This window comes from Roseibium sp., assembly GCF_051016195.1.
GTDB lineage: Bacteria > Pseudomonadota > Alphaproteobacteria > Rhizobiales > Stappiaceae > Roseibium.
Genome location: NZ_CP134616.1, coordinates 2,501,087 through 2,524,703, shown reverse-complemented (window position 1 = coordinate 2,524,703; position 23,617 = coordinate 2,501,087). Strand labels below are relative to the sequence as shown.

At 60.1% G+C, this 23,617-nt stretch carries 26 protein-coding genes and 1 other RNA gene; 9 read left to right on the top strand and 18 right to left on the bottom strand.

The window, feature by feature from the left end:
- Positions 1–144 precede the first annotated feature (144 nt).
- From pal to ruvC, 11 genes are all read right to left on the bottom strand, one after another.
- Positions 145–630 carry a peptidoglycan-associated lipoprotein Pal gene (pal, locus tag RDA78_RS11725; RefSeq protein ID WP_434055484.1) on the bottom strand — a complete coding sequence of 162 codons (486 nt, stop codon included), beginning with the start codon at positions 628–630 and terminating at the stop codon, positions 145–147.
- 154 nt (positions 631–784) lie between these two features.
- Positions 785–2,098: a Tol-Pal system beta propeller repeat protein TolB gene (gene tolB, locus RDA78_RS11720; RefSeq protein WP_434056139.1), complete on the bottom strand. Its 1,314-nt coding sequence runs from the start codon at positions 2,096–2,098 to the stop codon at positions 785–787.
- A 120-nt stretch (positions 2,099–2,218) separates the two neighbouring features.
- A complete protein-coding gene (locus tag RDA78_RS11715) occupies positions 2,219–3,145 on the bottom strand; it encodes a cell envelope biogenesis protein TolA (RefSeq protein WP_434055483.1) in 927 nt (308 codons plus the stop codon).
- A gap of 6 nt (positions 3,146–3,151) precedes the next feature.
- The gene (gene tolR / locus RDA78_RS11710) at positions 3,152–3,604 is read right to left on the bottom strand and encodes a protein TolR (RefSeq protein WP_434055482.1); all 453 of its coding nucleotides are present in this window, start codon (positions 3,602–3,604) and stop codon (positions 3,152–3,154) included.
- A gap of 3 nt (positions 3,605–3,607) precedes the next feature.
- Positions 3,608–4,315: a protein TolQ gene (gene tolQ / locus RDA78_RS11705; RefSeq protein ID WP_434055481.1), complete on the bottom strand. Its 708-nt coding sequence runs from the start codon at positions 4,313–4,315 to the stop codon at positions 3,608–3,610.
- Positions 4,316–4,581: 266 nt separating this feature from the next.
- Positions 4,582–5,046, bottom strand: coding sequence for a tol-pal system-associated acyl-CoA thioesterase (gene ybgC, locus RDA78_RS11700; RefSeq protein WP_434055480.1), 465 nt, complete (start codon positions 5,044–5,046; stop codon positions 4,582–4,584).
- A gap of 81 nt (positions 5,047–5,127) precedes the next feature.
- Positions 5,128–7,239 (bottom strand): methyl-accepting chemotaxis protein, encoded by a 2,112-nt coding sequence (locus tag RDA78_RS11695; RefSeq protein ID WP_434055479.1) that lies wholly within the window; start codon positions 7,237–7,239, stop codon positions 5,128–5,130.
- A gap of 117 nt (positions 7,240–7,356) precedes the next feature.
- Complete coding sequence (gene ruvB / locus RDA78_RS11690) at positions 7,357–8,397, bottom strand: Holliday junction branch migration DNA helicase RuvB (protein ID WP_434055478.1); 1,041 nt, start codon at positions 8,395–8,397, stop codon at positions 7,357–7,359.
- Positions 8,387–8,632: an endonuclease gene (locus RDA78_RS11685; RefSeq protein WP_434055477.1), complete on the bottom strand. Its 246-nt coding sequence runs from the start codon at positions 8,630–8,632 to the stop codon at positions 8,387–8,389. Before RDA78_RS11685 ends, ruvB begins: the two co-directional genes overlap by 11 nt.
- The gene (ruvA, locus tag RDA78_RS11680) at positions 8,629–9,246 is read right to left on the bottom strand and encodes a Holliday junction branch migration protein RuvA (RefSeq protein WP_434055476.1); all 618 of its coding nucleotides are present in this window, start codon (positions 9,244–9,246) and stop codon (positions 8,629–8,631) included. Before ruvA ends, RDA78_RS11685 begins: the two co-directional genes overlap by 4 nt.
- A complete protein-coding gene (ruvC, locus tag RDA78_RS11675; RefSeq protein ID WP_434055475.1) occupies positions 9,243–9,758 on the bottom strand; it encodes a crossover junction endodeoxyribonuclease RuvC in 516 nt (171 codons plus the stop codon). The genes ruvA and ruvC overlap by 4 nt, the downstream gene beginning before the upstream one ends.
- Before the next feature lie 188 nt (positions 9,759–9,946).
- On the opposite strand from ruvC, the gene RDA78_RS11670 reads away from it, so the two are divergent.
- Positions 9,947–10,708, top strand: a complete 762-nt coding sequence (locus tag RDA78_RS11670; protein WP_434055474.1) for a sulfite exporter TauE/SafE family protein — start codon at positions 9,947–9,949, stop codon at positions 10,706–10,708.
- Here RDA78_RS11670 and RDA78_RS11665 read toward each other — a convergent pair.
- The 7 genes from RDA78_RS11665 to RDA78_RS11635 form a co-directional block, all read right to left on the bottom strand.
- Positions 10,700–11,011, bottom strand: coding sequence for a MazG-like family protein (locus RDA78_RS11665; RefSeq protein WP_434055473.1), 312 nt, complete (start codon positions 11,009–11,011; stop codon positions 10,700–10,702). The two genes, RDA78_RS11670 and RDA78_RS11665, sit on opposite strands and share 9 nt — an antisense overlap.
- Positions 11,012–11,125: 114 nt before the next feature.
- Positions 11,126–11,872: a YebC/PmpR family DNA-binding transcriptional regulator gene (locus RDA78_RS11660; protein WP_434055472.1), complete on the bottom strand. Its 747-nt coding sequence runs from the start codon at positions 11,870–11,872 to the stop codon at positions 11,126–11,128.
- Between the two features lie 99 nt (positions 11,873–11,971).
- The gene (locus RDA78_RS11655) at positions 11,972–12,802 is read right to left on the bottom strand and encodes a TIGR00282 family metallophosphoesterase (protein ID WP_434055471.1); all 831 of its coding nucleotides are present in this window, start codon (positions 12,800–12,802) and stop codon (positions 11,972–11,974) included.
- 14 nt (positions 12,803–12,816) lie between these two features.
- A complete protein-coding gene (locus RDA78_RS11650) occupies positions 12,817–13,395 on the bottom strand; it encodes a 5-formyltetrahydrofolate cyclo-ligase (RefSeq protein ID WP_434055470.1) in 579 nt (192 codons plus the stop codon).
- A gap of 51 nt (positions 13,396–13,446) precedes the next feature.
- Positions 13,447–13,600: non-coding RNA, 6S RNA (ssrS, locus tag RDA78_RS11645), on the bottom strand.
- 90 nt (positions 13,601–13,690) lie between these two features.
- Positions 13,691–14,071, bottom strand: coding sequence for a cell division protein ZapA (locus RDA78_RS11640; RefSeq protein WP_434055469.1), 381 nt, complete (start codon positions 14,069–14,071; stop codon positions 13,691–13,693).
- Positions 14,072–14,092: 21 nt separating this feature from the next.
- Complete coding sequence (locus RDA78_RS11635; RefSeq protein WP_306144243.1) at positions 14,093–14,389, bottom strand: DUF4164 domain-containing protein; 297 nt, start codon at positions 14,387–14,389, stop codon at positions 14,093–14,095.
- Between the two features lie 419 nt (positions 14,390–14,808).
- Between RDA78_RS11635 and tkt the strand changes: the two genes are divergently transcribed.
- The 8 genes from tkt to efp all read left to right on the top strand — a co-directional run bounded on the left by tkt (position 14,809) and on the right by efp (position 23,560).
- Positions 14,809–16,797 (top strand): transketolase, encoded by a 1,989-nt coding sequence (gene tkt / locus RDA78_RS11630; RefSeq protein ID WP_434055468.1) that lies wholly within the window; start codon positions 14,809–14,811, stop codon positions 16,795–16,797.
- A gap of 142 nt (positions 16,798–16,939) precedes the next feature.
- Positions 16,940–17,950, top strand: coding sequence for a type I glyceraldehyde-3-phosphate dehydrogenase (gene gap / locus RDA78_RS11625; protein ID WP_434055467.1), 1,011 nt, complete (start codon positions 16,940–16,942; stop codon positions 17,948–17,950).
- A 105-nt stretch (positions 17,951–18,055) separates the two neighbouring features.
- The gene (locus tag RDA78_RS11620) at positions 18,056–19,249 is read left to right on the top strand and encodes a phosphoglycerate kinase (protein WP_434055466.1); all 1,194 of its coding nucleotides are present in this window, start codon (positions 18,056–18,058) and stop codon (positions 19,247–19,249) included.
- Between the two features lie 20 nt (positions 19,250–19,269).
- Positions 19,270–19,638: a VOC family protein gene (locus RDA78_RS11615; protein ID WP_434055465.1), complete on the top strand. Its 369-nt coding sequence runs from the start codon at positions 19,270–19,272 to the stop codon at positions 19,636–19,638.
- Positions 19,639–19,865: 227 nt separating this feature from the next.
- Entirely contained in the window at positions 19,866–20,933 is a 1,068-nt protein-coding gene (gene fba, locus RDA78_RS11610; protein WP_434055464.1) for a class II fructose-bisphosphate aldolase, read from the top strand.
- Between the two features lie 120 nt (positions 20,934–21,053).
- A complete protein-coding gene (locus RDA78_RS11605; protein WP_434055463.1) occupies positions 21,054–21,695 on the top strand; it encodes a thiamine phosphate synthase in 642 nt (213 codons plus the stop codon).
- 38 nt (positions 21,696–21,733) lie between these two features.
- Positions 21,734–22,837, top strand: a complete 1,104-nt coding sequence (locus tag RDA78_RS11600) for a tetratricopeptide repeat protein (protein WP_434055462.1) — start codon at positions 21,734–21,736, stop codon at positions 22,835–22,837.
- 159 nt (positions 22,838–22,996) lie between these two features.
- On the top strand, positions 22,997–23,560 hold the full coding sequence (gene efp, locus RDA78_RS11595) for an elongation factor P (RefSeq protein ID WP_306144251.1): 564 nt from the start codon (positions 22,997–22,999) through the stop codon (positions 23,558–23,560).
- Positions 23,561–23,617: the final 57 nt, after the last annotated feature.

The window sequence follows — 23,617 nt, the reverse complement described above, 5'->3', positions numbered from 1 at the left end:
CACTCAAGGGACAGAGCGCCCGGACTTCGGCCAAATTTTGACGATATGCGGTCTGAGCCGCAGAAAGCGGCGATTTGCCCACCGGAAAGCAAAGGGGCCGGCTGTGAATGCCGGCCCCCATCATAACTCTTTGCGGTGCGCGTATCAGTTGGTGGCGTTGTTGAGCACCGTGACTGCGCGCCGGTTCTGCGACCAGCAGCTGCTGTCGTTGCACACGGCGACCGGACGTTCCTTGCCGTACGAAATCGTCTTGATGCGCGACGCGCTCACGCCCTGTGCAACGAGATAATCACGTGCCGCCTGTGCGCGGCGCGCACCCAGGGCGATGTTGTACTGGCGGGTTCCGCGCTCGTCCGCGTGCCCTTCGACCGTGATCGTGTACTGCGAGTACTTGTTGAGCCACTTGGCCTGGCCCGAAAGGGTCGACTGGCCCTGGGCATTCAGCACCGACTGGTCTTCTTCAAAGAAAACCCGGTCACCGACATTGACGACGAAGTCCTGGCCCGTACCCGGCTTCACGTTACTGGAAAGCCCATCCGGCTTTGTCTGGGTACATGCTGCCGCAAACAGGAGCGCAAAGCAGACGACAAGCCATCTTGCTCCCTGGCCGGCATATTCTCTATTCAACATTCCCGTCTCCTACATCCCCAGCCCGCCAACCCGACTTCGATTCCATCCGGTTTTAGGTAAACGCTTTCTAGCGAAACCTGGTTAAGGGCGTCTTTTCAAACATGGTTAACAGAACATGACGCACGCTTTTCTGCGCGGATGTCATGGCTTGATTTCAGTTGATCAGCGGCGACCAGGACGGATCCGACGCAAAGGCCGGGGTGTCCACGCGCTGCTCGTTGTATCCCGTGAGGTCGACCGTCCAGACCTGCGGCCCGCCGTTAGCGCCGGGCGTATCGCGGAAAAACACCAGAACCCGGCCATTGGGAGACCAGGCTGGCCCTTCGTTGTGATAGCCCTCGGTCAGGATCCGCTCACCCTTGCCGTCCGGTTTCATCACGCCGATCATGAAGCGCCCCTGATGCTGCTTGGTAAAGGCGATCAAATCTCCGCGAGGCGACCAGACCGGTGTCGAGTAGCGCCCCGGCCCAAAGGAAATGCGCCGTGCTTCGCCGCCGCCCGCATTCATGACGTAGAGCTGCTGGGTCCCGCCACGGTCCGATTCAAACACGATCTGGCGTCCGTCGGGTGAAAAGGACGGACTCGTGTCGATGGCGGCGGTGTTGGTCAGGCGGGTTGTCCTGCGCGACCTGAGGTCCATCATGAAGATGTTTGCATTTCCGCCTTGCTGAAGACTCATCACAACGCTCTGGCCGTCAGGCGAGAAACGGGGTGCGAAGGTCATGCCCGGAAAGTTGCCGACGATTTCCCTTTGCCCGGTTTCGATGTTGAGCAGATAGACACTCGGATCGGCACCCCCATAGGACATGTAGGTGATTTCCTGGCTTGTCGGCGAAAAGCGCGGCGTCAGCACGAGATCATCGCCCCGTGTCAGATAACGCACATTGGCGCCGTCCTGGTCCATGATCGCAAGCCTCTTGACCCGCTTGTCCTTGGTTCCGGTCTCGTCGACAAAGACGATACGCGTGTCGAAGTAGCCCTTTTCACCGGTCAGGCGCTCGTAGATGGCGTCCGATATGATATGTGCCAGACGCCGCCAGTTCTCCGGCGTCGTGTAGAACTGCTGACCAAGCATCTGCTCCTGCGCAAAGACATCCCACAGGCGGAATTCCGCCCGCAGGCGGCCGTCGGGCTGCTTGATCACGGTGCCGGTCACCAGCGCCTGTGCGCTGATCTGACGCCAGTCGCCAAAGCGCGGTGTCGAATTCACGCTCATGTTTTTCTGAATGAAGCTTGCCGGGTCCAGCGGGTTGAAAAGGCCGGAGCGCTTGAGATCCGCGGCAATCACGCCGGTCATGTCGGCCGCCAGTTTGCTGTCGCCGCCTTCTGCGGAAAAATCGGGAAGCGCGATCGGCAGCGGTTCGATGTTCCCGCCGCGGATGTCGATTTCCACGAGTGCATGGGCCGATTGAAGCGCGAGCAGAACGATGCCCAGAGCAATGGCGAGGGTCCTTGATGCCGCAATCATTCTTGCACCAATTCGATCAAAGCTGTTGGTCTTCATAGTCAAGCCTGGCCTCCTGCCAATCAAGCGCGTTCCGTGCCACATGCGCGTCCTATGGTACGATCTCATGAATGAGGCCGTACTCTAGCCATTTGGATACAATGTTGGCTGCATTGTGTTCCAACCGTTCGGTCCGTCGTATTTTTCGCGCGGAAGAATTTCGAAGCCGCCTTCCGCATCGACCCTGTAGACCGCTCTGAGCGCCGCCGATGCAAGCGCCTGGAATCGCGGGTCGGGATGAGAATTTTCGACCGTCGGCGCACCGGACAGCTTTCCTTGCGGCGACAGTTTGAACCGGACGATCACCTTCAGGTCCGACGGATACTGGTCCGGCAGACGGCTCCACTTCTCGCGGATCATCTGTGCAATCACGTCCTTTTCGTTCGCCGACAGCCCGGAATGCTGAACGCCGTTGCGTGTCCCCGCCGATGCCGGTGCCTGGGAAGTGGAGGTGTTCTCAAGCGCCTGGTTGACCTTGTTCAGAAGATCCGGATTGTCGGCGACCTGGATTTCTTCAGGCTTGTCTTCGGTCCGAGTCGGCGGCGCGGGTTTGGATCGCGGAACCGCGCTTGTCACGATCGGCTGTGGCTCGGGTGGTGCCAGCGGCTCTTCCGCGGGCTCGGGTTCGGGTACGGGTTCTGCAACAGGAGCCGGTGCCGGCTCAGGTTCGGGATCGGGCGCGGTGACGGGTTCCGGTGCCGGTGCCGGTGCGGGAGCCGGTGTTGGCGGTGGCGGCGTGGCCGCGACTGGCGCAGGCTCAGGCGCAACGGTTTCAGCAGGTTCGGGTGGCTCGGGCTGCGGATTCTCTACGGGCTTGGGCGCCGGAGCGGCTTCGATATCGCCGTCGGTTTCGCCGATCTGGATTTCCGTCAGTTCGCTGAGCGACACGAGTTCAACCGGCAGGGCATCGACAACCGGTTCCGGAAAGCTCTCCGCGCCCGGCAAGGCCACCAGGCCCCAGACCAAAATAACCGTATGACCGGTTAATGACGCGATGAGACCTGCGCGCATGACGCGTTACGAGTCCCGTTCTTCCAGAGTGACAAGGCCCAAGCGTTTGAAACCGGCCGCATTGATGCGGCCCATGAGTTTCATCACTGTTCCGTAATCGGCATCCTGGTCACCGCGCACATAGATACGCTCCTCGTATCCATTGGCCGCGATGGCCTCGAGTTTCGGCACCACCTCGTCGATGACGATTGGTGTGTCCTGAATGAAAATCTCTCCGGCGGAATTCACGGAGATGGTTATCGGTTCCGTGTCCCCCTCAAGTGCCTTGGCCTGCGTTTCGGGCAGGTCGATCGGCACGCCGACCGTCAGCAGCGGTGCCGCCACCATGAAAATGATCAGAAGCACCAGCATGACGTCCACGAAGGGCGTCACGTTGATTTCTGTCATCAGAACCGCTCGTCTGCGGCGGCGTCCTCGACGCCCGCCTCCAGCCTGCCCGCTACCGACCTGCATGGCCATCCATCAGCCCCTTTCGTCGATTTGTCTGGACAGGATTGCGGAGAACTCGTCCGCGAATCCTTCCATGCGGGCGACGGCCTTGCCGACATCTGAAGCGAACTTATTGTAGGCAATAACGGCAGGGATCGCCGCCAGGAGCCCCAGCGCGGTTGCAAACAGCGCTTCGGCGATGCCCGGGGCGACAACGGCAAGGTTCGTGCTATCCGAAGCAGCGATCGCCTGAAACGCGGTCATGATGCCCCAGACCGTTCCGAACAGGCCGATGAAGGGCGCGGCGGACCCGACGGTTGCGAGGATCAGCAGACGGCTCTCCAGCCGCTCCGCCTCGCGCTGGATGGTCACGTCCATGACCCGGTCGATGCGCTGCTGCAAGGACCCGATCGCCGGCTTGGCGCCCTCGTGACTGCGTTTCCACTCGCGCATCGCAGCAACGAACAGCGCAGCCATGGAGTGGTTTACCCGGTTGTGAAGTGTCCCGTAGAGCTCTTCAAGGGACTGGCCCGACCAGAACACTGTTTCGAACCGCGTCATTTGTCGCCGTGTGCGGCCCATCAGCAGGACCTTGTCGACGATGATCGCCCAGCACCAGACGGATGCCGCCAGGAGGCCGATCATCACGACCTTGACGACGAAATGCGCCTGCCAGAACAGCGAGAAAAAAGAAAGATCGCCTTCCGGCGTTGCCAATGTCGATTGGACAAGTGTTTCCATAAATTCAATGACCCCTTGGCCGTCTGACGTTGTCTTTTCCTAGGTCTCCGGGCTCTGCCGCAACAGGCCGGACTCAAAACGCCAGCATTCGATCGCCAGCCGCCTCTGTGACGTTTGAATTTGTCAAAACTGGGACTTTGCCGCGTAAAGCGCGCCCTTCTTAAAAGGAATCAATTAAGGTTACTGCAAGATTAACGCGGCGATCTGTTTTACAACATTTTACCGAGATCTTTTGACCGGCAGGCCGTAACTCTCGGCGAAATCATTCATTCTTCGGGAAAATCGCTGGGAGCGTGCGCAGCCAGTTTTTCCGACAGCGACACGGGCAAGCGGGTTGGCCGTCCCTCGCCGGTGATCACGGCGACTGTCACCGCGGCGGAAACCAGAAGTTCCTCACCCCGATAGGCCAGCTGATCCAGCTTGATTCTCGCCCCTCTGTACTCCGAGAGGCTGGTGTGGATTTCCAGCATATCGTCGATGCGGGCCGGTTTTTGAAAGTCGAGCGTCATTCCGCGGACGGCAAAGGCAAGCGCGGGACCGTGCTTTCCGTCGGCGAGCGCCTTGTGATGGATCCCGATGAGGCGCAGGAAATCCGAACGCGCTCTCTCGAAAAAGCGGACATAGGCGCCGTGATAGACAATCCCGGTGAAATCGGTGTCTTCGTAATAGACACGAACGGGAAGCACGTGACCGCCGTCTTCAAGGCGTCCAGACAAGTCCGGCCATTGCATTGCGTCGCTGTCCTCTTGTTCAAACAGGCAAAGGCCGCCCGGTCGGAGAACCGGGCGGCCTCACGTTACCTAGGAACTGTTCTATGCCGCTGCAACCTCGGAAAGGAATTTCTCGACCGAGGCGCGCAGGTGCTCCGCCTGCTGCTTCATTTCGATCGTGGCCTGCAGCATATCGCCCACGGCGGCCGAGTTCTCCGCAACGCCCTGGTTGAGGGAGACAACGGTCGTGGCGACGCTGCGCGTTCCGTCTGCCGCCTCTGCGACGTTTCGGGAAATCTCGCCCGTCGCTGAGCCCTGCTGCTGCACGGCATCCGAAATCGTCGTGGTGTAGGAGTTGACCTCCTCGACCGATTCCGAGACACGGGCAATCTCCTCGACCGCTTCCGACGTCGACGCCTGGATCGCGGAGATCTGAGCGGAAATTTCTTCCGTCGCCTTGGCCGTCTGGCCGGCAAGAGACTTCACCTCGGACGCGACAACGGCAAAGCCCTTGCCCGCATCGCCCGCCCGCGCCGCCTCGATGGTCGCATTCAGCGCAAGCAGGTTGGTCTGTTCCGCAATTTCGGAGATGAGCGAAAGCACGTCGCCGATCTTGTTGGCAGCTTCCGCGAGACCGGAAATCTTGGAGTTCGAGCTTTGCGCCGCCATTGTCGTCTGCTCGACGATCGACGCCGTGGTCTCGACTTGCCGTGAGATCTCCGAAATGGAGGCGTTCAGTTCTTCTGTTGCCGAGGCAACCGCCTGAACGTTCGAAGACGCGTTTTCCGACGTTGTGACGGCCGTCTCCCCCTGCTCGGACGCTGAGGCGGAACGTTCATTGAGTGCGGAAGACACGTCCTCGACACGCGCGATGTTGGTTTCCACCAGTTCCAGCACGGACTGCGATTCGGCGCGGAAATCCGCGATCAGGGAATCGATCAGATTCTCGCGCTTCTCCCGGGCGATATGACCCACCTTGCGCTCGGCCGCAAGACGCTCCCGTTCGAGGGAATTGTCCTTGAAGACATCGATACAGCGTGCCATCCGGCCGATCTCGTCCTGCCGTTCCGTCGCCTCGACAGCGACCTCAAGATCGCCGTCGGCAATCTTGCTCGCTGCCACCGCAAGGTTCTCAAGCGGTGCGAACATCCGCCTCGTGACCCACCAGATCAGGCCGACGATCGGCACAAGGCACAGGAAGCCGGAGATCACGGCACCAAAGGTGATCCGGTCTGCCGCGGCCGAAAGCTCCGTTTGCTTGACCGCCTGGACAACGCCGTAAGGCGTGTTTTCAAAGGTGTTGGCGGCTTCGGCGAAGCGGTAATCGCTGCCATCCAGACTGATCAGGCGATCGCCCGAAGAAATATCCCCCATATTGTGAACAATGGCAGCGTTTCCTGCGCCATCGAGCTTGACCAGTTTGCCGAAGGCATCGACCAGGAAAATCTGTTCGCTCTCGCCGATACCGGTCGGTTCGTTCAGGAGCGCGGCCAGCTTTTGCATGTCGGCAGTGAACGCGACAGCGCCGAAGAAACGGTCGAGATAAAAGACCGGCGCGGCAAGGACGAGTGATACCGACCCGTCGGCACCGGCAACAAAGCCCGAAGAATAGATTTGCCCGGCTGCGAGGGTCTCCGCCTTGGCCGCCGCGTAAAGGCTGCCCATTGCCAGTTGGACCGGGCTGTCCTTTATGTCTGCATCATCGACATGGAAGGCGAACTCGGGACCCTTCTTGTAGGTGTAGGTGATAAAGCCGTCCGGGTTGGCGAGCGCCGCATCGGAAAACAGACCCTGGGAGATGACGTCCTGGTACACCGGGTGAACAACCTTGTGGTTGTTCACATAGTAATTGGACTCCGCCGGTTCGGTCAGAAGGTGGCGTTCGTGGGGAGGATGCGGATTGTCTGCCACGAAGATCTTGCGGAGCGTCTCTTTCTGCCCCTCTTTCAGGTTCTTCCAGCCGACCATTGTCTTCATGAGGCTGTCCTTGGCCTCTTCAAGCGAGACAAAGAACTTGGCACTGTAGAGAATCTGGTCGAGCGCCAGTTCGAGAACTTTCTGTTTGGCCTTGGTCGCACTCTGCAGGCTGTTGTCTGCCTGCCCGTTCGCGACATCCCGCGACAAGGTGGATGTCACCGTTACGATCGCCACACACATGGTGAGCGCACCGGCCAAGAACATGAGAGCCAGTTTTGATGAAAGGCGTTTGCGCATCGTGTCCCCCGAATAATTACGAGGATAATTAGAATAAATTCGCCAACAAATGCTTAACCATACTACTTATCCGAGTGACCTAACGGCAGGATAAGGCGATTGGTTTAGGTGGACCGGTCACTCCGGATCAGTGAAGAGACCGAACTGAGAAACCTCGGATCTCTCCGGTGCGGCAAGACCGAGATGCGCAAACGCCATAGGCGTCAGCAGACGCCCCCTTGGAGAGCGTTGAAGGAACCCGTTCTGAATGAGATAGGGTTCAACGATTTCCTCGATCGCGTCCCGCGGTTCTGAGAGCGCGGCCGCGATTGTTTCGATCCCGACCGGGCCTCCGCCAAAATTGACGGCGATTTGTTTGAGGTATCTGCGGTCCAGCCCGTCCAGGCCGGCGCTGTCGACTTCGAGCTGCAGAAGCGCCCGGTCCGCAAGCGCCATGTCGACGCGCTCGATGCCCTCCACGACGGCGAAATCCCGCACCCTGCGCAGCAGCCGCCCCGCAATGCGCGGTGTCCCGCGCGAGCGCTTCGCGATCTCGCGCGCGCCGTCCTCGGCAATGCCGATACCCAGGATCGAAGCCCCCCGCTTGACGATGTGTTCCAGTTCCTCGACGGTGTAGAACTGGAGACGAACCGGTATCCCGAAGCGGTCGCGCAACGGCGTGGTGAGCAGTCCGAGACGTGTGGTCGCCGCGACCAGGGTGAACTTGGCGAGATCAATCTTGACCGAGCGCGCCGCCGGCCCCTCGCCGATAATCAGATCGAGCTGGTAATCCTCCATCGCCGGATAGAGAACCTCCTCGACCGCCGGGTTGAGGCGATGGATTTCATCGATGAAGAGCACGTCCCGTTCTTCCAGGTTGGTCAGCAATGCGGCCAGGTCCCCGGCCTTGGCAATGACGGGACCGGATGTCGCCCGGAAATTGACGCCGAGTTCCCGCGCCATGATCTGGGCGAGCGTCGTTTTGCCAAGACCGGGAGGACCGACAAACAGCACATGGTCGAGCGCCTCGCCCCGCGCCTTGGCCGCCCCGATGAACACCTTGAGATTTGCGCGCGCCTGCGCCTGCCCGACAAAATCATCAAGCACCTGCGGACGCATGGTGCTGTCAATTTCGTCGCCGCGAATTTCGGGCGTGACGATCCGGGTTTCATCCGACATGGCTAACCACAACAAACAGGAGCACGATGAGCAGGATCGACCAAGCGACCCTGAGTGCGTAGAATTTCCGGAACTGGCTGCGCACAAAGGGATCGTCTGTTTCGATGCGCCGCCCCTTGATCGCAAATTGCCGGTCCCCGACCGTCTGGGAAAACTTGTGGTCGAGATACATGATCCCGCCGATGCCGAGAACGACGAAGACAACCGCAATCACGGCATAGGCAAGAGCGATCATCCGGCAAGCTCCTTCAAGCCGAGGCGGATCAGCGTTTCCGTCGGGGCCTCCTCCCCTGCAGATTGCATGGCCTTGGCAACAGCGGCACTCGCCTGCGCCTGAGCGTAGCCAAGGTTGACCAGCGCCGACACGGCTTCGGCCACCGGACGGGCAGCGACGTTGTCTGAAACGCTCTGCGAGACCGCGATCGTGCCCTGGTCGACGCTCGCAAGTGCGGGCGCCTTGTCCTTGAGTTCACTCAAGATACGTTCGGCAACACGTTTGCCGACACCTGGCGCCCGTGAAATGGTCGCCTTGTCGCCAAGCGCGATTGCGTTGGCCACTTCACTTGCCTTTAGGATACCCAGGATACCGAGCGCGACCTTCGCGCCAACGCCCTGCACGGTCATCAGGATACGGAACCATTCCCGCTCCGCCTCGTGACCGAAACCGAAGAGGCGGATCATGTCTTCGCGCACGATCGTCTCGATGAACAGCACGGCTGCTTCACCCGGCCTCGGCAGCCCCTGCAGGATGCGCGAAGGGCAATGGACCTGGTAGCCGACGCCATGAACATCGAGAATGACGTGGTCTTCGCCGTAGCTGTCAATCGTGCCCTTCAGTTTGCCGATCATGCTGCCCCCTGTGCCATCAGGCGCGCCGAACCACTGCCGCGATGCTGTGCATGGCAAATGGCAATGGCCAGCGCATCGGCGGCATCGTCGGAATTGAAGGTTGCCTTGGGCATGAGGATCTTCACCATGGCACGGATCTGTTCCTTTTCCGCGTGGCCCGTGCCGACGACGGTTTTCTTGACAAGGTTCGGTGCATATTCGGCGACCGGCAGGCCTGCGAGTGAAGGCACGAGCAGCGCGATGCCGCGCGCCTGCCCGAGTTTCAGCGTCGCCCCTGCATCCTTGTTGACGAATGTATGTTCCACGGCCGCTTCCATCGGATCGTGCTGGCTGACAATGCACGACAGTCCGTCATGCAGTTCAACGAGGCGCTCTGCCAGACTTTTCCTGTTGTCGGACGTAACCGTTCCGGACGCTATGAAAGACAACCGGTTTCCGGATGTTTCGATCATGCCCCAGCCGGTGCGCCGCAATCCCGGATCAATGCCGAGCAATCGAATCGCATGTGTCATGGAACAAAGCGGTAACAAAACTTGAGCACCGACGCCAGCGAAAGCGGGCGGGACGATCTGAAAGACTGTCCAAAACCGGCCGGGCCGCGACCGATCGGCAGACTTTCTCCGGAATTGGTCGCAATCGTGTGAAAAGCGATCAATGATGGTGTGGTCATCACGTTGATTCCGATCCCCTGTGAGCCTTGATGTCCGCACTGTTCGACGCGTTTCCCCCAGATCTGCTTCTGTTCCTTGCGCTGGTGCTGTTTGTGGCCGGTTGCGTGCGCGGTTTTACCGGGTTCGGTGCCGGCATGATATTCATCCCGCTCGCGACCAGCGTCATACCACCGTCCGTTGCCGCAGCAACCTTTCTGTTCATCGACAGTATCGTCACGCTGCCGCTGCTGGTTCGTGCGGTTAAGAACTGCATCTGGCAGACAGTTCTGCCCGCCGTTCTTGGTGCGATCCTTTTCGTTCATCTCGGTGCATGGCTGCTCGCGACCGCGAATGTTCTGGTCTTGCGCTGGACCATCTTCGCGATCGTGGTGTGCCTTCTCGCGTTGCTCATGTCCGGCTGGCGGTATCAGCATCCGCCTCATCCGGCGGTGTCGTTTGCAACGGGCGGCGTATCAGGCGTTTTGGGGGGCATCTCTCAGGTTTCCGCGCCGCCTGTTGTCGCCATGTGGCTGTCGAGTTCGAGCGATCCGCAGGTTGTCAGGGCCAACCTGATCGTCTTCTTCGCCCTTGCGAGCATCGGAACAATCGCCGCCTATGCGCTGCACGGCTTTTTCACGGCCGACGTGGCGCGTCTGCTTGTCATCGCCGTTCCGGTCTATGGATTGGCGATCTTCCTCGGGGCCAGGGGCTTCGGCAAGGCAAGACCGGGTTTCTATAGAAAGGCTGCCTATGTCCTGATCGCGCTGGCCGCATTGACCAGCATGCCGGCCCTCGACAGCCTGTTACGATGACGCCTTCTGGCTCTCGACCTTTTTGCTCCATTTCGCGCATTTGAGCATCATGAGCCTGTCGAGTTCGGCTTCGAACTCCTCCCGGCTGGCGGAAGCGTGCGCCAGAAGGCTCAGCGAAACGATCGCGGCATCAACGGCTTCCTCGCGCACATCGGCAAGCGAATGCTTCTTGTAGGCACTTCCAGGTGCCTTGGTCACCGACAGGACCGCTTGCGCCAGTTCTCCCGCCTCTTCCGACAGTTTCAGCGCGCGCTCCTGAAGCGATTTCGGGTCGGCCATTGTCAGATCGTAGATGTCGTACATGGACTTACCTTAAGAGTTCTTCCTTGCTGTTGGCAGCACGCAGCCGAAAGTGCCGCGCATGGTCACAAAAAAACCCCGGCGGAGCCGGGGCTTTCAAACCGGAAACAACCGCCCTCAGGAGGCAAGCGCTGCCATGGTTTCCTCGTCGACATCGAAATTCGAATAGACGTTCTGCACGTCGTCATCGTCTTCGAGCATGTCGATCAGCTTCATCAGGGTCTGTGCCTTGTCCGCATCGACCGGTGTCAGGTTCTGCGGCTTCCAGATGATCTTCGTGGAGTCAGCTTCACCGAGTGCTTCTTCAAGCGCCTTGGCGACATCGTTAAGATCTTCAAAAGCGGCATAGATCGTGTGACCGCCTTCGTCGGACTGGACATCTTCCGCACCGGCCTCGATGGCGGCTTCAAGCACGGCTTCAGCCTCTCCCGCCTCGGGCTTGTAGATGACCTCGCCTACGCGGTCGAACATGAAGGAAACGGAACCGGTTTCGCCGAGCGAACCGCCGCACTTGGTGAAATAGGACCGGATATTCGAAGCAGAACGGTTGCGATTGTCGGTCAGCGCTTCCACGACAACGGCAACGCCCGCAGGCCCGTAGCCCTCGTAGCGGATCTCTTCGTAACTGTCTCCGTCGCCGGACTGGGACTTGTTGATCGCCCGCTGAATGTTGTCCTTGGGCATGGACTGTGCCTTGGCGTTCTGTACGGCCAGGCGCAGGCGCGGATTCGAATCCGGGTCCGGATCGCCCATTTTCGCGGCGACTGTGATTTCCTTGGAAAGCTTGGAGAACATCTTGGACCGTGCCGCGTCCTGGCGGCCCTTGCGGTGCATGATGTTCTTGAATTTTGAATGGCCTGCCATGGCTCTTCCCGGCTCTTTGGATCTGATCTTGACGAAAACTGCGCCGCTTATAGGCAAATTGGCGCTGAAAATCCAGCACCCACGCGCTAACCGGATCGTTCAGCTTGCGCCCGTCCAGAAATCTGGCAGCACCGGCTCCAGAAGACCGCCGATGCGCACCGGCGCAATCCGTTCCGCGAGCCCGGTCCGTTCATCGGTCTCGATCGCCACGCCGCAAACCGTGGCAACCCCTGACGCGGGCGCGAAACGCGAGCCCGGGATCTTGCGCTGGAACCGGTTGACCGGCTCTTCCTTTTCCATTCCCAGCACACTGTCATAGGACCCGCACATGCCCGCATCAGACATATAGGCGGTGCCGTGTTCCAGGATCTGGTGATCGGCCGTCGGAACGTGGGTATGAGTGCCGACAACGAGGCTGACACGGCCATCCAGAAAATGCCCCATGGCCTGTTTTTCGCTGGTCGCCTCGGCATGCATGTCAATAATGATCGCATCGGCGACATCGCCAAGCGGACAGTCGTTCACCACCCTGTCAATCGCGGCGAAAGGGTCGTCCATAGCATCCATGAAGACCCGCCCCATGACGTTCGCAACCATCACCTGGGCCCCGTTGCGCGCAGTGAAAAGATGCGCGCCCCGTCCGGGTGTGCCGTTGGGGTAATTGACCGGTCGCAGCAACCTGTCGTGGCGCTCGATATAGACGAGCGTATCGCGCTGGTCCCAGACGTGATTGCCGGTGGTGACGACATCGGCACCCGCATCGAGAACATCCCTCAGGATCGCTTCGGTGATGCCGAACCCCGCAGCCGCGTTTTCACCGTTGACGATCACGAAATCGAGCTGATTGTCTTCGACCAGACCGGGCAGGCAATCGATGGCCGCGGCACGGCCGGTCCGGCCGACCAAATCGCCAAGAAACAAAATACGCATAAAACCTCGCCAGATCAGCCGAACGGCCGGTAGCCCCGCTCGGTCAGAATTCCGTTCAAAGGCTTGTCATGCGCTTCCGCGGGCACGCGGTCAACCTCCTGAATCGAAAACGCGACGCCGATGCACAGCACGGGACCGGATTTCTCAAGCGCAGCAATGGCCGTGTCATAAAACGCCCTGCCGTAGCCGATGCGGTTTCCATGGCCATCGAACCCGGCCAGCGGCATCAGCAGAACGTCCGGCCTCACTTCTTCCGCCGCCTCGCTCGGCTCGCGGCACCCGAAGCCGGCTTCGACCAGCTCCGTCTCCCGTTCCAGGTGTCTGAATATCAGGCCAGGTCCACTCATCACCGGCAAGCTCAGCTTGTGGCCCTTCTGGCGCAGCAGATCCAACAGGGGCCTGGGGTCTATTTCGTCGCGTATGGGCCAGAAACCGGCAACGACGGCGCCTGCAGGCAACGGGAGGGCATGGCCGTGATCGACCAATTGAAGGCTTTTTTCGATCCGCTCCAGCGCATCCATGTTTTTTCGCCGGGACAGAACCTCTTTTCTGAGGCCCGCCTTTGCGGCTTCGGGAATTGAAACGTCGTTCATGCGCCTTACGGGATCCCGGTATTCAAAAGAGTCTGGAGTCAAATTGGATTGAGCGCAGCCGTCCGACCGTTGGAAGTGCGATCCCGGGAAACCTACAATGTAGGTGGGCGCCGTGTGCAACGGACCACGGCCCGGAGCAGGGACAGCTCCCGAGGGAATGCGTAAGGCCCCGGGGAAAATTTCCTGACGTATCGGGCAGCCGCAGTTACCGCATATAGCCCCGCTCCGGTGCAATTACCAGTGCAGCTTCAACTTCAGTAAGAGGAATGTGACTTTGCCGCGAACACTGTCCGCATCAGGAAGGTTCCTGCGGCCGCAGACTGTTGGTCAGGCCTTCAGCAAGGCTTTCGATGCGTGCGGCGGCGGTATTGACCGCGCGGGAAAGCTCTTCTTCGTTCTGGCTCATGTTGTCGAGCGCGGCGACCTGCTGCTGCCGCGCTTCGGCAAGCTGTGTTTCAAGGTCTGCCAGTTTGCGTTCGAGCTCGGACAACTGATCCGTTGCCATGATGCCCGCCATCACCGTCAGCCGCTGATCGCCGATTTCTCCGAAGGCGCCCTTGAGTTCATTGATCCAGCCATCGAAGCGGGCGGCCAGTCCCATCAGCCGGTCTTCCTCGCCGTCGTCGCAAGCCATCCGGAACGACTTGCCGTTGATCGTGACCGTTATCTGCGCCATTCGTTGTCGGTCTCCCGTGGGTCAGCCCCCGTGCGCATCCAGCACGCTGCGGATTGTTTCCATGGCGGATACAAGCCGTCTGGACACATCCTTGTTGGCTTCCTCGAGCCGCGAGGCCCTTGCTTCACTCTCGTCCAGCGACGCGGCCAGCTGGGACCTGTCTTCACCCAGCCTCTGCAGATCGTCCTGAAGCGAATTGAGGGATCTGTCGGCATCCATGCGTCGTTGAACAGCTGTTTCCAAATGTCCAACGGCCGCATCAAGCCGCTTTACCGCATCGGCCAGGCTGGTTTTTTCAACGCAGTCGATTTCCGCCATTATTTTAAGCCGTCCTGATCTTTTTTTTGCGGCGGCCCGCTTAAATTTCCCCGTCCTTTTTTAAGGAGTTTTGATGTTTTCACCTCAGTCAGCGATCACCTGCCCAGACCCGCGCTGCCCGGCGCGTCAGAGCTCGCATGCCATGACGAAAAAGCAAATCCTTGTCAGATTGTCGAGATTAGGCAACCAGACTTGTCCCAGTCAATGGCACCATTGGCAGAATCCTCAACTCAGTATGACCTGACATCCCGTTTTCATAACTGCGTGTGTGTTCCGCGGCTTTATTGACTCGGTGCGCGTTCCTGATATTTGTCTGGCGCCTGAACGGAACTGGCAGCTGCCGTTTCCGTTTGCACGTCAATTTACCGCGCCCGGCGGCAGCCTGGCGCCGGAGGCTTCACAGCAGCAACGGGATAGTGATGACCGATCTTGAAAAACACCATCGCATGGCAAACGCGATCCGCTTTCTTGCAATTGATGCGGTGGAACAGGCGAAATCCGGTCACCCCGGACTGCCCATGGGTGCGGCGGATATCGCGACGGTGCTGTTTACCGAATTCCTGAAGTTCGACCCGACAACCCCGGACTGGATCGATCGTGACCGGTTCGTTCTGTCCGCCGGGCACGGTTCGATGCTGCTATACAGCCTGCTCTATCTCCTCGGATATGAAGATTTCACGCTGGACGAACTGAAGAATTTCCGCCAGCTCGGCTCGCGCACGGCCGGGCACCCTGAATATGGCCACGGCGCCGGCATCGAAACCACCACCGGTCCGCTCGGCCAGGGTTTCGGCAATGCTGTCGGCATGGCGATCGCGGAGCGGCTCCAGGCTGACCGGTTCGGAAAATCGCTTGTCGATCACTACACTTATGTGCTTGCCGGTGACGGCTGCCTGATGGAAGGCATCAGCCAGGAAGCCTTGACGCTTGCCGGTCATCTGAAGCTGAACAAGCTGATCGTCTTCTGGGACGACAACGGCATTTCGATCGACGGCAAGGTCGAAATCACCGACAGCACCAATCAGTTGGAGCGGTTTGAAGCCTCCGGATGGAATACCCTGAGCGTCGACGGTCATGATCCGGAAGCAATCGCGGCCGTCATCCGGCAGGCGCAGGAAAGCGACAGCCCGACCCTGATTGCCGCCAAGACGACGATCGGTTTCGGTGCTCCCAACAAGGCAGGCACCGCAAAAGCGCACGGCGCGCCGCTCGGCGCCGACGAAATCGCACTGACGCGCGAAGCGCTCAACTGGCCGCACGAGCCCTTCGAGGTTCCCAGCGACATTCTGGACGCCTGGCGCATTGCCGGTCTGAGGTCGGCCCATGCGCACAAGGATTGGCAGAAGCGGTTTGCGGAAGCCGACACGGAGGCCCGGGCCGAATTCGAACGCCGCAACCGCGGTGACCTGCCGTCCACGTTCACCCAGACCGTGCTCGACTACAAGAAGCAGCTTGCCGCCGACCAGCCGACCATGGCCACCCGCAAGGCGTCCGAAGCCGTTCTGACCGTCATCAACGAAGTGGTGCCCGAGACGATCGGCGGCTCCGCTGACCTGACAGGCTCCAACAACACCAAGACGCCGCAGACCGAGCCGGTGACGCCCGACGATTTCTCGGGCCGCTATATTCACTACGGCATCCGCGAACACGGCATGGCCGCCGCCATGAATGGCATGGCACTTCACGGCGGGCTTATCCCCTATTCCGGCGGCTTCCTGATTTTCTCCGACTACTGCCGACCGTCCATCCGCCTCGCCGCCCTGATGAAACAGCGCGTCATTCATGTCATGACCCACGATTCCATCGGCCTGGGTGAAGACGGACCGACGCACCAGCCGGTCGAGCATTTCGCGGCGCTGCGCGCGATCCCGGACCTCAAGCTGTACCGGCCCGCAGACATTACAGAAACTTTGGAGTGCTGGCAGCTCGCGCTTGAAGACCGGGACGGACCGTCCGTTCTGGCGCTTACACGCCAGAACCTGCCATCCGTCCGCAAGACCTACGAGGAAAGCAACCTGTGCACAAAGGGCGCCTACGTGCTCGTGGACACGGACGACGACGCCGCAGTGACCCTCTTCGCCTCCGGGTCCGAAGTGGAAATCGCCGTTGACGCACAGAAGGAACTTGCCGAGGCCGGCATCGCGGCGAGGGTTGTTTCCGTACCCTCCTTCGAACTGTTCGAGGCCCAGTCCGACGACTACAAGGCAGACGTGATCGGCAACAGCGCCGTCAAGGTCGCCGTCGAAGCGGGCATCCGCATGGGCTGGGACCGCTTCATCGGCAACGACGGTATCTTCGTCGGCATGACCGGCTTCGGTGCAAGCGGTCCCTACAAGGCCCTATACGAGCACTTCGGCATCACCTCCGACGCGGTGGTCGCCTCGGTCAAGGAAAAGCTCGAAGCCTGAGTGAATTCAATGCCCGGTGGCTTTTCCTCCATTAGATGCCGGGACCTGAGCACGTGAGTGCTCTCAATCACAATCACCTCCGGGTGGTTCACCAATCGGCGTTCGGACCCTTGAAGGACGCTCAAGATTGCGGGAGTGGAAAATGGTAACCAAGGTAGCAATCAACGGCTTTGGCCGCATCGGCCGGAATGTTCTGCGGGCCATCGTGGAAAGCGGCCGCACCGATATTGAAGTTGTCGGCATCAACGATCTGGGACCCGTCGAAACCAATGCGCACCTGCTGCGTTATGATTCGGTACATGGCCGCTTCCCGGCCGAGGTCGTGGTCGACGGCGAAACCATTGCGGTCGGCGGTGGCAAGCCGATCAAGGTCACTGCGATCCGCGACCCGAAAGAGCTGCCATGGGGCGAGCTCGGCATCGAAGTTGCCCTGGAATGCACCGGCATCTTCACTGCCAAGGAAAAAGCATCGTTGCATCTGGAAGCCGGCGCCAAGCGCGTCCTGGTATCCGCTCCGGCCGCTGGTGCCGATAAGACCATCGTCTACGGTGTCAACGACAACGCCCTGACAGCAGACGACCTGGTTGTTTCAAACGCGTCCTGCACCACCAACTGCCTGTCTCCGGTCGCTTATGTGCTCAACGAGGCCGTCGGCATTGAGCACGGTTTCATGACCACGATCCACTCCTACACCGGCGACCAGCCGACACTGGACACCATGCACAAGGATCTCTACCGCGCACGCGCTGCGGCCATGTCCATGATCCCGACATCGACCGGTGCGGCCAAGGCGGTCGGTCTGGTGCTGCCGGAACTCAACGGCAAGCTGGACGGCGTCGCGATCCGTGTTCCGACCCCGAACGTCTCCGTTGTCGATCTCAACTTCATCGCCTCGCGCGCGACGACAGTCGAGGAAATCAACGGCGCGATCCGTGAAGCGGCCGACGGCAAGCTGAAGGGCATCCTCGGCTACACGGACGACAAGCTGGTCTCGATGGACTTCAACCATGACAGCCACTCCTCGGTCTTCCACATGGACCAGACCAAGGTTCTTGACGGCACCTTCGTCCGCATCCTGTCCTGGTACGACAACGAGTGGGGCTTCTCCAACCGCATGGCCGACACGGCCATCGCCATGGCGAAGCTGATCTGAGCCGCAGAGCGGATGGCTCAGTATTCGAAATAGCGCTGACGGCGGATGCGGATCGACCGCATCCGCCTTTTTTGTCCGTCCCGCGCCCGACCCCAGGAAAAACTGATGGCTTTCAAAACTCTCGATGACCTGTCCGACATCACCGGCAAACGTGTGCTCGTGCGTGTCGATCTGAACGTTCCGATGGATGGCAGCCGTGTCACCGACACAACGCGCATCGAACGTGTACTGCCGACCATTCGCGAACTTTCCGATAAAGGCGCAAAGGTCATCTTGCTGGCCCATTTCGGCCGCCCGAAGGGCGAGCGCGTTGCGGACATGTCACTCGCGCCTGTTGCCCCGGCTGTCGCGGACCTGCTCGGAAAGCCGGTCGCCTTTGCCGACGATTGCATTGGCGATCCGGCCGCCGCCGCTGTTGCGTCAATGGCGGGTGGCGATGTGTTGCTGCTCGAAAACACCCGCTACCACAAGGGCGAGGAAAAGAACGATCCGGAGTTTGCCAGTGCGCTCGCTGCAAACGGCGACATTTATGTCAACGATGCCTTTTCCGCCGCTCACCGCGCGCATGGGTCGACCGAAGGCATTGCAAGGTTGCTTCCAGCCTATGCCGGCCGCACCATGCAGGCCGAACTCGAAGCCCTCGGCTCCGCGCTCGGTGAACCGGTCCGCCCGGTGCTGGCCGTTGTCGGCGGCGCGAAGGTTTCCTCCAAGATCGATCTTCTGGAAAACCTTGTGTCCAGGGTCGACATGCTGGTGATCGGTGGCGGCATGGCCAACACCTTTCTGGCGGCCAAGGGCACCGATGTCGGTAAGTCGCTGTGCGAACACGATCTTGCGGACACGGCGAAGAAGATCATGGCCGCAGCCGATGCTGCCAATTGCGAAATCGTTCTGCCTGACGATGCCGTCGTCGCCAGGGAATTCAAGGCCGGCGCGGACAATGAAACGGTTACGCTCGACGCCATACCCGCCGACGCCATGATCCTGGATGTCGGTGCGGCCTCCATGAAAACTGTCGCATCGAAGATCGATGCGGCAAAGACTCTCGTTTGGAACGGCCCCCTCGGCGCATTCGAGATCGAACCGTTCGACAAGGCAACGGTGGCAGCAGCGCGGCATGCGGCCGAAAACACCAGGGCCGGGAAACTGAACTCAGTGGCCGGTGGCGGCGATACGGTCGCAGCGCTCAATCATGCTGGCGCGGCGGCAAGTTTCTCCTATGTTTCCACCGCGGGCGGTGCATTTCTGGAATGGCTGGAAGGCAAGGAACTGCCGGGAGTCAAGGCTCTGGAAGCCTGAGAGATCGAGCGGAGGAAAAGATGCAGCGTTGTTTTGCAAACATTCTGACAGAGGAAGTCGCGGCAACCGCGGCCTTCTACGAGACGCTGCTCGGCATGACGCCGAAATTCTCTTCCGACTGGTTCGTCAATCTTGCGGACCCGGACAACGAAGCCATCGAACTCGGCGTTTTGAAACAGACCAGCGAGATCGTTCCGGCCAGGGCCCAGAAGGCACCGGCCGGGATCATGCTGACATTCGTCGTGGACGATTGCGACGCCGTCTATGAGAAGGCACGGGCGGCCAAAGCCGTGATCGTCGAGCCGCCCCGCGAAATGCCCTACGGGCAGCGCCGCATGATCTTGAGAGATCCCGCGGGCACGTTCGTCGACATCAGTTCGCTCGCGTGATGCCGCGTTGTTCGAAGGTCGTACGCCTGAAATTAATTCGTGAGCCGAATTAATTGTGCTCGCAAATTTTTACCATGCGCTTGTATTTAAATTGATTTAAGCGGTCGCGCGGCTCTTTCCAAGCTTGAGAATCTTGCTAGAACGACCACAGATTGACGCGCTGCCGCTATATATTTCAGACTTCCATTGTCCGCGGCAGGCGGGACACCGACATCGGGAGACAATTGATGGCTCGAATTACCCTTCGCCAGTTGCTTGATCACGCTGCTGAAAATGACTACGGCGTTCCCGCATTCAACATCAACAACATGGAGCAGGCGCTTGCGATCATGGCGGCGGCAGATGAGACAGATTCGCCCGTCATCATCCAGGCATCCCGCGGCGCACGTGCCTACGCCCACGACGTGATGCTGAAGCACATGATGGACGCGGTTGTCGAGATCTACCCGCACATTCCGGTCTGTGTCCACCTGGACCACGGCAACGCGCCGCAGACCTGCATGACCGCCATTCAGGCCGGTTTCACATCGGTGATGATGGACGGCTCCCTGGAAGCGGACGGCAAGACCCCGGCCAACTGGGATTACAATGTCGGCGTCACCAAGACGGTCACCGACATGGCCCATCTCGGCGGCATCTCCGTCGAAGGCGAACTCGGCGTGCTCGGATCGCTGGAGACCGGCATGGGTGACAAGGAAGACGGACACGGCGCCGAGGGCAAGCTCAGCCATGACCAGCTGCTGACCGATCCGGCCGAAGCCGTCAAGTTTGTCCAGGAAACCAAGGTGGATGCACTGGCGATCGCCATGGGCACCAGCCACGGTGCCTACAAGTTCACGCGCCAGCCGGACGGCGAGATCCTGGCCATGCATGTGATCGAGGAAATTCACCGACGCCTGCCGGATACCCATCTCGTGATGCACGGCTCTTCGTCCGTGCCGCAGGATCTTCAGGACATCATCAACCGGTATGGCGGCGAAATGCCCCAGACCTGGGGCGTGCCGGTCGAAGAAATCCAGCGCGGCATCAAAAACGGTGTCCGCAAGATCAACATCGACACCGACAACCGCATGGCGCTGACCGGCCAGATTCGCCGCGTCCTGAGCGAAAATCCTGGAGAGTTCGACCCGCGCAAATATCTGAAGCCGGCCCGCGAAGCCATGCAGAAGCTCTGCGTGGAACGTCTGGAAGCCTTCAACACGGCCGGGCAGGCTTCCAAGATCACCAAGATCGTCACGCTCTCCGAGATGGCAGCACGCTACGCGGACGGAAGTCTCGACCCGAAAATCGGATAACGCACCGGTTTTCGCCACTGAGATCAGTGTTTTCTTGAAAGAGGGGCCTTGCGTCCCTCTTTCGCCGTCTTTAGGGACAAGAACCCGAATGACAAGAACCGTTCCTTCAGGATCCGACACGTGAACCGACCGCGCCTTTTTCTCGTAACGCCACCCCAGTTCGATGCCGACGACATGGCATCGAAGATCGAACAGGCGTTTACCGGCGGCGATGTCGCATGCGTCCTGATCTATATGCCTGGCGCAAGCACCAAGGCCGTGCAGGACACGGCGGATAAGCTGGTTCCGGTCATACAGGCAGGCGGTGCTGCCGCCCTCGTCTATCGGGACACCCAGGCCGCCGGGCGCAGCAATGCAGACGGCGTTCACGTCGACGCTTCCCTGGAAGACGTCAAGCTTGCGGTGGAGAGTTTCCAGCCGGAGCGGATCGTCGGCACGGGGGGCACCAAGCTCAAGCATGACGCCATGGAATGGGCGGAGACCGGCGTCGACTACCTGTTTTTCGGCAAGCTCGATCTGGACGAACGCGTCAAGGCGCACGAGAAAACCATCGCCGGTGCCGCCTGGTGGGCCGAGCTGTTCGAAACGCCTTGTGTCGCCATGGCGGGCAATGCGCTCGACACCTTGCCGGAAGTTGCCGCGACCGGCGCGGATTTTGTCGCACTGAAGGATGCCGTCTGGACATCGGAAACGGCCATATCCGAGGTTGTCGCCAAGGCCAATGACATTCTGGAAGCGCACCCGTTCCCGGAGGTGCAATAGACGGCGCGCCGCCGTCTGCTGAACACGGAGTTGCAACGATGCTGAAGGAAAGCGCCCGTCCCTGCCGTATTCAGATGGCCAGGTCCGCGCTCGCAGGAGCGCTCCTGCCCTTGGTTCTTGTCACGTATTCCCAGGCTCAGGAAAAAAGCCCGGAGGCGGAACAGGAACTGATCGTTGTCACCGAACCCGCCGTCATAGACATCACCACACGCGAAAAGACGCTCTTCGGCATCATTGACGCCGGACCGCCCGAACTCGACGATACGACCGAGGTCACCGCCGAAATGGCCTATTCCGCCTTTCAGCGTGGATGGTTTCTGACCGCGCTCGGGCTGGCAACGCCGCTTGCCGAGCAAGGGGACAAGGCGGCGCAGGCGCTCCTGGGCGTTCTTCACGAAAAAGGGCTTGGCATCAGGCTGGACAAATCCAAGGCGGCAGACTGGTACTCGCTGGCTGCCGCTGCCGGGGACAATGGGTCCGCGTTGCAACTGGCGCAGTTCTATCTCCTTGGAACAGGGGTTGAGGCCGACAAGGCGAGGGCGGCAGACCTGTTCGAACAGGCGGCGGATGCCGGGAACGCCTCGGCGCTCTACAATCTGGCTGTCCTCTACCAGGAGGGCGAAGGACGGCCCTTTAACGAGGACAAGGCCCGTGAACTGCTCGAGGAAGCGGCCCGCAAGAACGATCCGGAAGCGCAATATGCGCTCGGCTTGTCGTATCTGGAATCACAAACGGGTTTGAATGATCCGGGCCAGGGAGCGTTTTGGCTCGGACGCGCGGCCCGCCGGGGGCATACGTCCGCGCAGGTCTACTATGGAATTCTCAGGCATCAGGGCAAGGGTGTCGATCCGAATGAAGAGGAAGCTGCCGACTGGTTCGAAAGAGCCGCCATCGCCGGCAATCCCGTTGCGATGAACCGTCTGGCCAGGATATATGCCTACGGCCGCGGACGGGAACAGGATTTCACGGCAGCTGCAGGCTGGCATCTGGCGGCGCGCTCGAACGGCGTGCCCGATTTCAATCTGGACAGGATCGTCGAAACGCTCGATGAAAAGACGATCGAAGGTGCGCGCGTTCTTGCTGAACAGCACACGACGACGCTGCTTGCGCCGAGCGAAGATCCGGCGGCGGAATCCCCCTAAAATCGTCCCAGAGTGGGTCAAACCTAGGAGAAATTGCCTTTTTTCCTTGAATCCTCACCGCTTTTGTGGTGGACAGTCGCGAGCATTTTCTGGCACTCCGGCGCTCGGTCGGAGACAGCACAGCTCCAGATCCTACCAATTCATAAAATCGGTCGTTCCATGAAAATCAACGGTAACGAAATCAAGCCCGGCAATGTGCTTCAGCATCAGGACACGCTTTGGGCGGTCGTCAAGGTCCAGCACGTGAAACCGGGCAAGGGCGGTGCCTTCGCACAGGTTGAGATGAAAAACCTGATCGACGGTCGCAAACTCAACGAACGCTTCCGCTCGGAAGACAAGGTCGAACGCGTACGTCTGGAGCAAAAGGACTTTCAGTACCTTTACACACAGGACGACATGCTGATCTTCATGGACACCGAGACCTACGAACAGCTGGAACTGCAGTCGGAGTTCGTCGGTGATCGCGCCGCCTTTCTGCAGGACGGCATGATGGTCACGGTTGAGCTGCACGAGGAGCGCCCGATCGGGATCACTCTGCCGCAGCACGTAACGCTCGAGATCAGCGAAGCCGACGCTGTCGTGAAAGGCCAGACCCAGTCTTCATCCTACAAGCCCGCGCTGATGGAAAACGGCGTTCGCGTCATGGTTCCCCCCTTCATCACCGCAGGTGAGAAAATCATAGTCGACACGGGCACGCTGGAATACGTTCGCCGCGCCGAGTAGGCGCACGACGCGCACTTTTTGCAAACACCAATTCTGGCGCGCCCGGGCGTATTCGGG

What these genes read in the sequence shown, in the direction of transcription:
- RDA78_RS11650 (WP_434055470.1), bottom strand. Translation starts at nt 13,395, where the DNA reads ATGAACGACGTTTCAATTCCCGAAGCCGCAAAGGCGGGCCTCAGAAAA.
- ybgC (WP_434055480.1), bottom strand. Translation starts at nt 5,046, where the DNA reads ATGCAATGGCCGGACTTGTCTGGACGCCTTGAAGACGGCGGTCACGTG.
- tolR (WP_434055482.1), bottom strand. Translation starts at nt 3,604, where the DNA reads ATGGCCATGCAGGTCGGTAGCGGGCAGGCTGGAGGCGGGCGTCGAGGA.
- RDA78_RS11600 (WP_434055462.1), top strand. Translation starts at nt 21,734, where the DNA reads ATGCTGAAGGAAAGCGCCCGTCCCTGCCGTATTCAGATGGCCAGGTCC.
- RDA78_RS11685 (WP_434055477.1), bottom strand. Translation starts at nt 8,632, where the DNA reads ATGATCGCTCTTGCCTATGCCGTGATTGCGGTTGTCTTCGTCGTTCTC.
- efp (WP_306144251.1), top strand. Translation starts at nt 22,997, where the DNA reads ATGAAAATCAACGGTAACGAAATCAAGCCCGGCAATGTGCTTCAGCAT.
- RDA78_RS11635 (WP_306144243.1), bottom strand. Translation starts at nt 14,389, where the DNA reads ATGGCGGAAATCGACTGCGTTGAAAAAACCAGCCTGGCCGATGCGGTA.
- ruvA (WP_434055476.1), bottom strand. Translation starts at nt 9,246, where the DNA reads ATGATCGGCAAACTGAAGGGCACGATTGACAGCTACGGCGAAGACCAC.
- RDA78_RS11615 (WP_434055465.1), top strand. Translation starts at nt 19,270, where the DNA reads ATGCAGCGTTGTTTTGCAAACATTCTGACAGAGGAAGTCGCGGCAACC.
- RDA78_RS11640 (WP_434055469.1), bottom strand. Translation starts at nt 14,071, where the DNA reads ATGGCGCAGATAACGGTCACGATCAACGGCAAGTCGTTCCGGATGGCT.
- RDA78_RS11660 (WP_434055472.1), bottom strand. Translation starts at nt 11,872, where the DNA reads ATGGCAGGCCATTCAAAATTCAAGAACATCATGCACCGCAAGGGCCGC.
- RDA78_RS11620 (WP_434055466.1), top strand. Translation starts at nt 18,056, where the DNA reads ATGGCTTTCAAAACTCTCGATGACCTGTCCGACATCACCGGCAAACGT.
- tolQ (WP_434055481.1), bottom strand. Translation starts at nt 4,315, where the DNA reads ATGGAAACACTTGTCCAATCGACATTGGCAACGCCGGAAGGCGATCTT.
- pal (WP_434055484.1), bottom strand. Translation starts at nt 630, where the DNA reads ATGTTGAATAGAGAATATGCCGGCCAGGGAGCAAGATGGCTTGTCGTC.
- RDA78_RS11695 (WP_434055479.1), bottom strand. Translation starts at nt 7,239, where the DNA reads ATGCGCAAACGCCTTTCATCAAAACTGGCTCTCATGTTCTTGGCCGGT.
- RDA78_RS11665 (WP_434055473.1), bottom strand. Translation starts at nt 11,011, where the DNA reads ATGTACGACATCTACGATCTGACAATGGCCGACCCGAAATCGCTTCAG.
- RDA78_RS11655 (WP_434055471.1), bottom strand. Translation starts at nt 12,802, where the DNA reads ATGCGTATTTTGTTTCTTGGCGATTTGGTCGGCCGGACCGGCCGTGCC.
- ruvC (WP_434055475.1), bottom strand. Translation starts at nt 9,758, where the DNA reads ATGACACATGCGATTCGATTGCTCGGCATTGATCCGGGATTGCGGCGC.
- RDA78_RS11670 (WP_434055474.1), top strand. Translation starts at nt 9,947, where the DNA reads ATGTCCGCACTGTTCGACGCGTTTCCCCCAGATCTGCTTCTGTTCCTT.
- tolB (WP_434056139.1), bottom strand. Translation starts at nt 2,098, where the DNA reads ATGATTGCGGCATCAAGGACCCTCGCCATTGCTCTGGGCATCGTTCTG.
- tkt (WP_434055468.1), top strand. Translation starts at nt 14,809, where the DNA reads ATGACCGATCTTGAAAAACACCATCGCATGGCAAACGCGATCCGCTTT.
- RDA78_RS11715 (WP_434055483.1), bottom strand. Translation starts at nt 3,145, where the DNA reads ATGCGCGCAGGTCTCATCGCGTCATTAACCGGTCATACGGTTATTTTG.
- fba (WP_434055464.1), top strand. Translation starts at nt 19,866, where the DNA reads ATGGCTCGAATTACCCTTCGCCAGTTGCTTGATCACGCTGCTGAAAAT.
- gap (WP_434055467.1), top strand. Translation starts at nt 16,940, where the DNA reads ATGGTAACCAAGGTAGCAATCAACGGCTTTGGCCGCATCGGCCGGAAT.
- ruvB (WP_434055478.1), bottom strand. Translation starts at nt 8,397, where the DNA reads ATGTCGGATGAAACCCGGATCGTCACGCCCGAAATTCGCGGCGACGAA.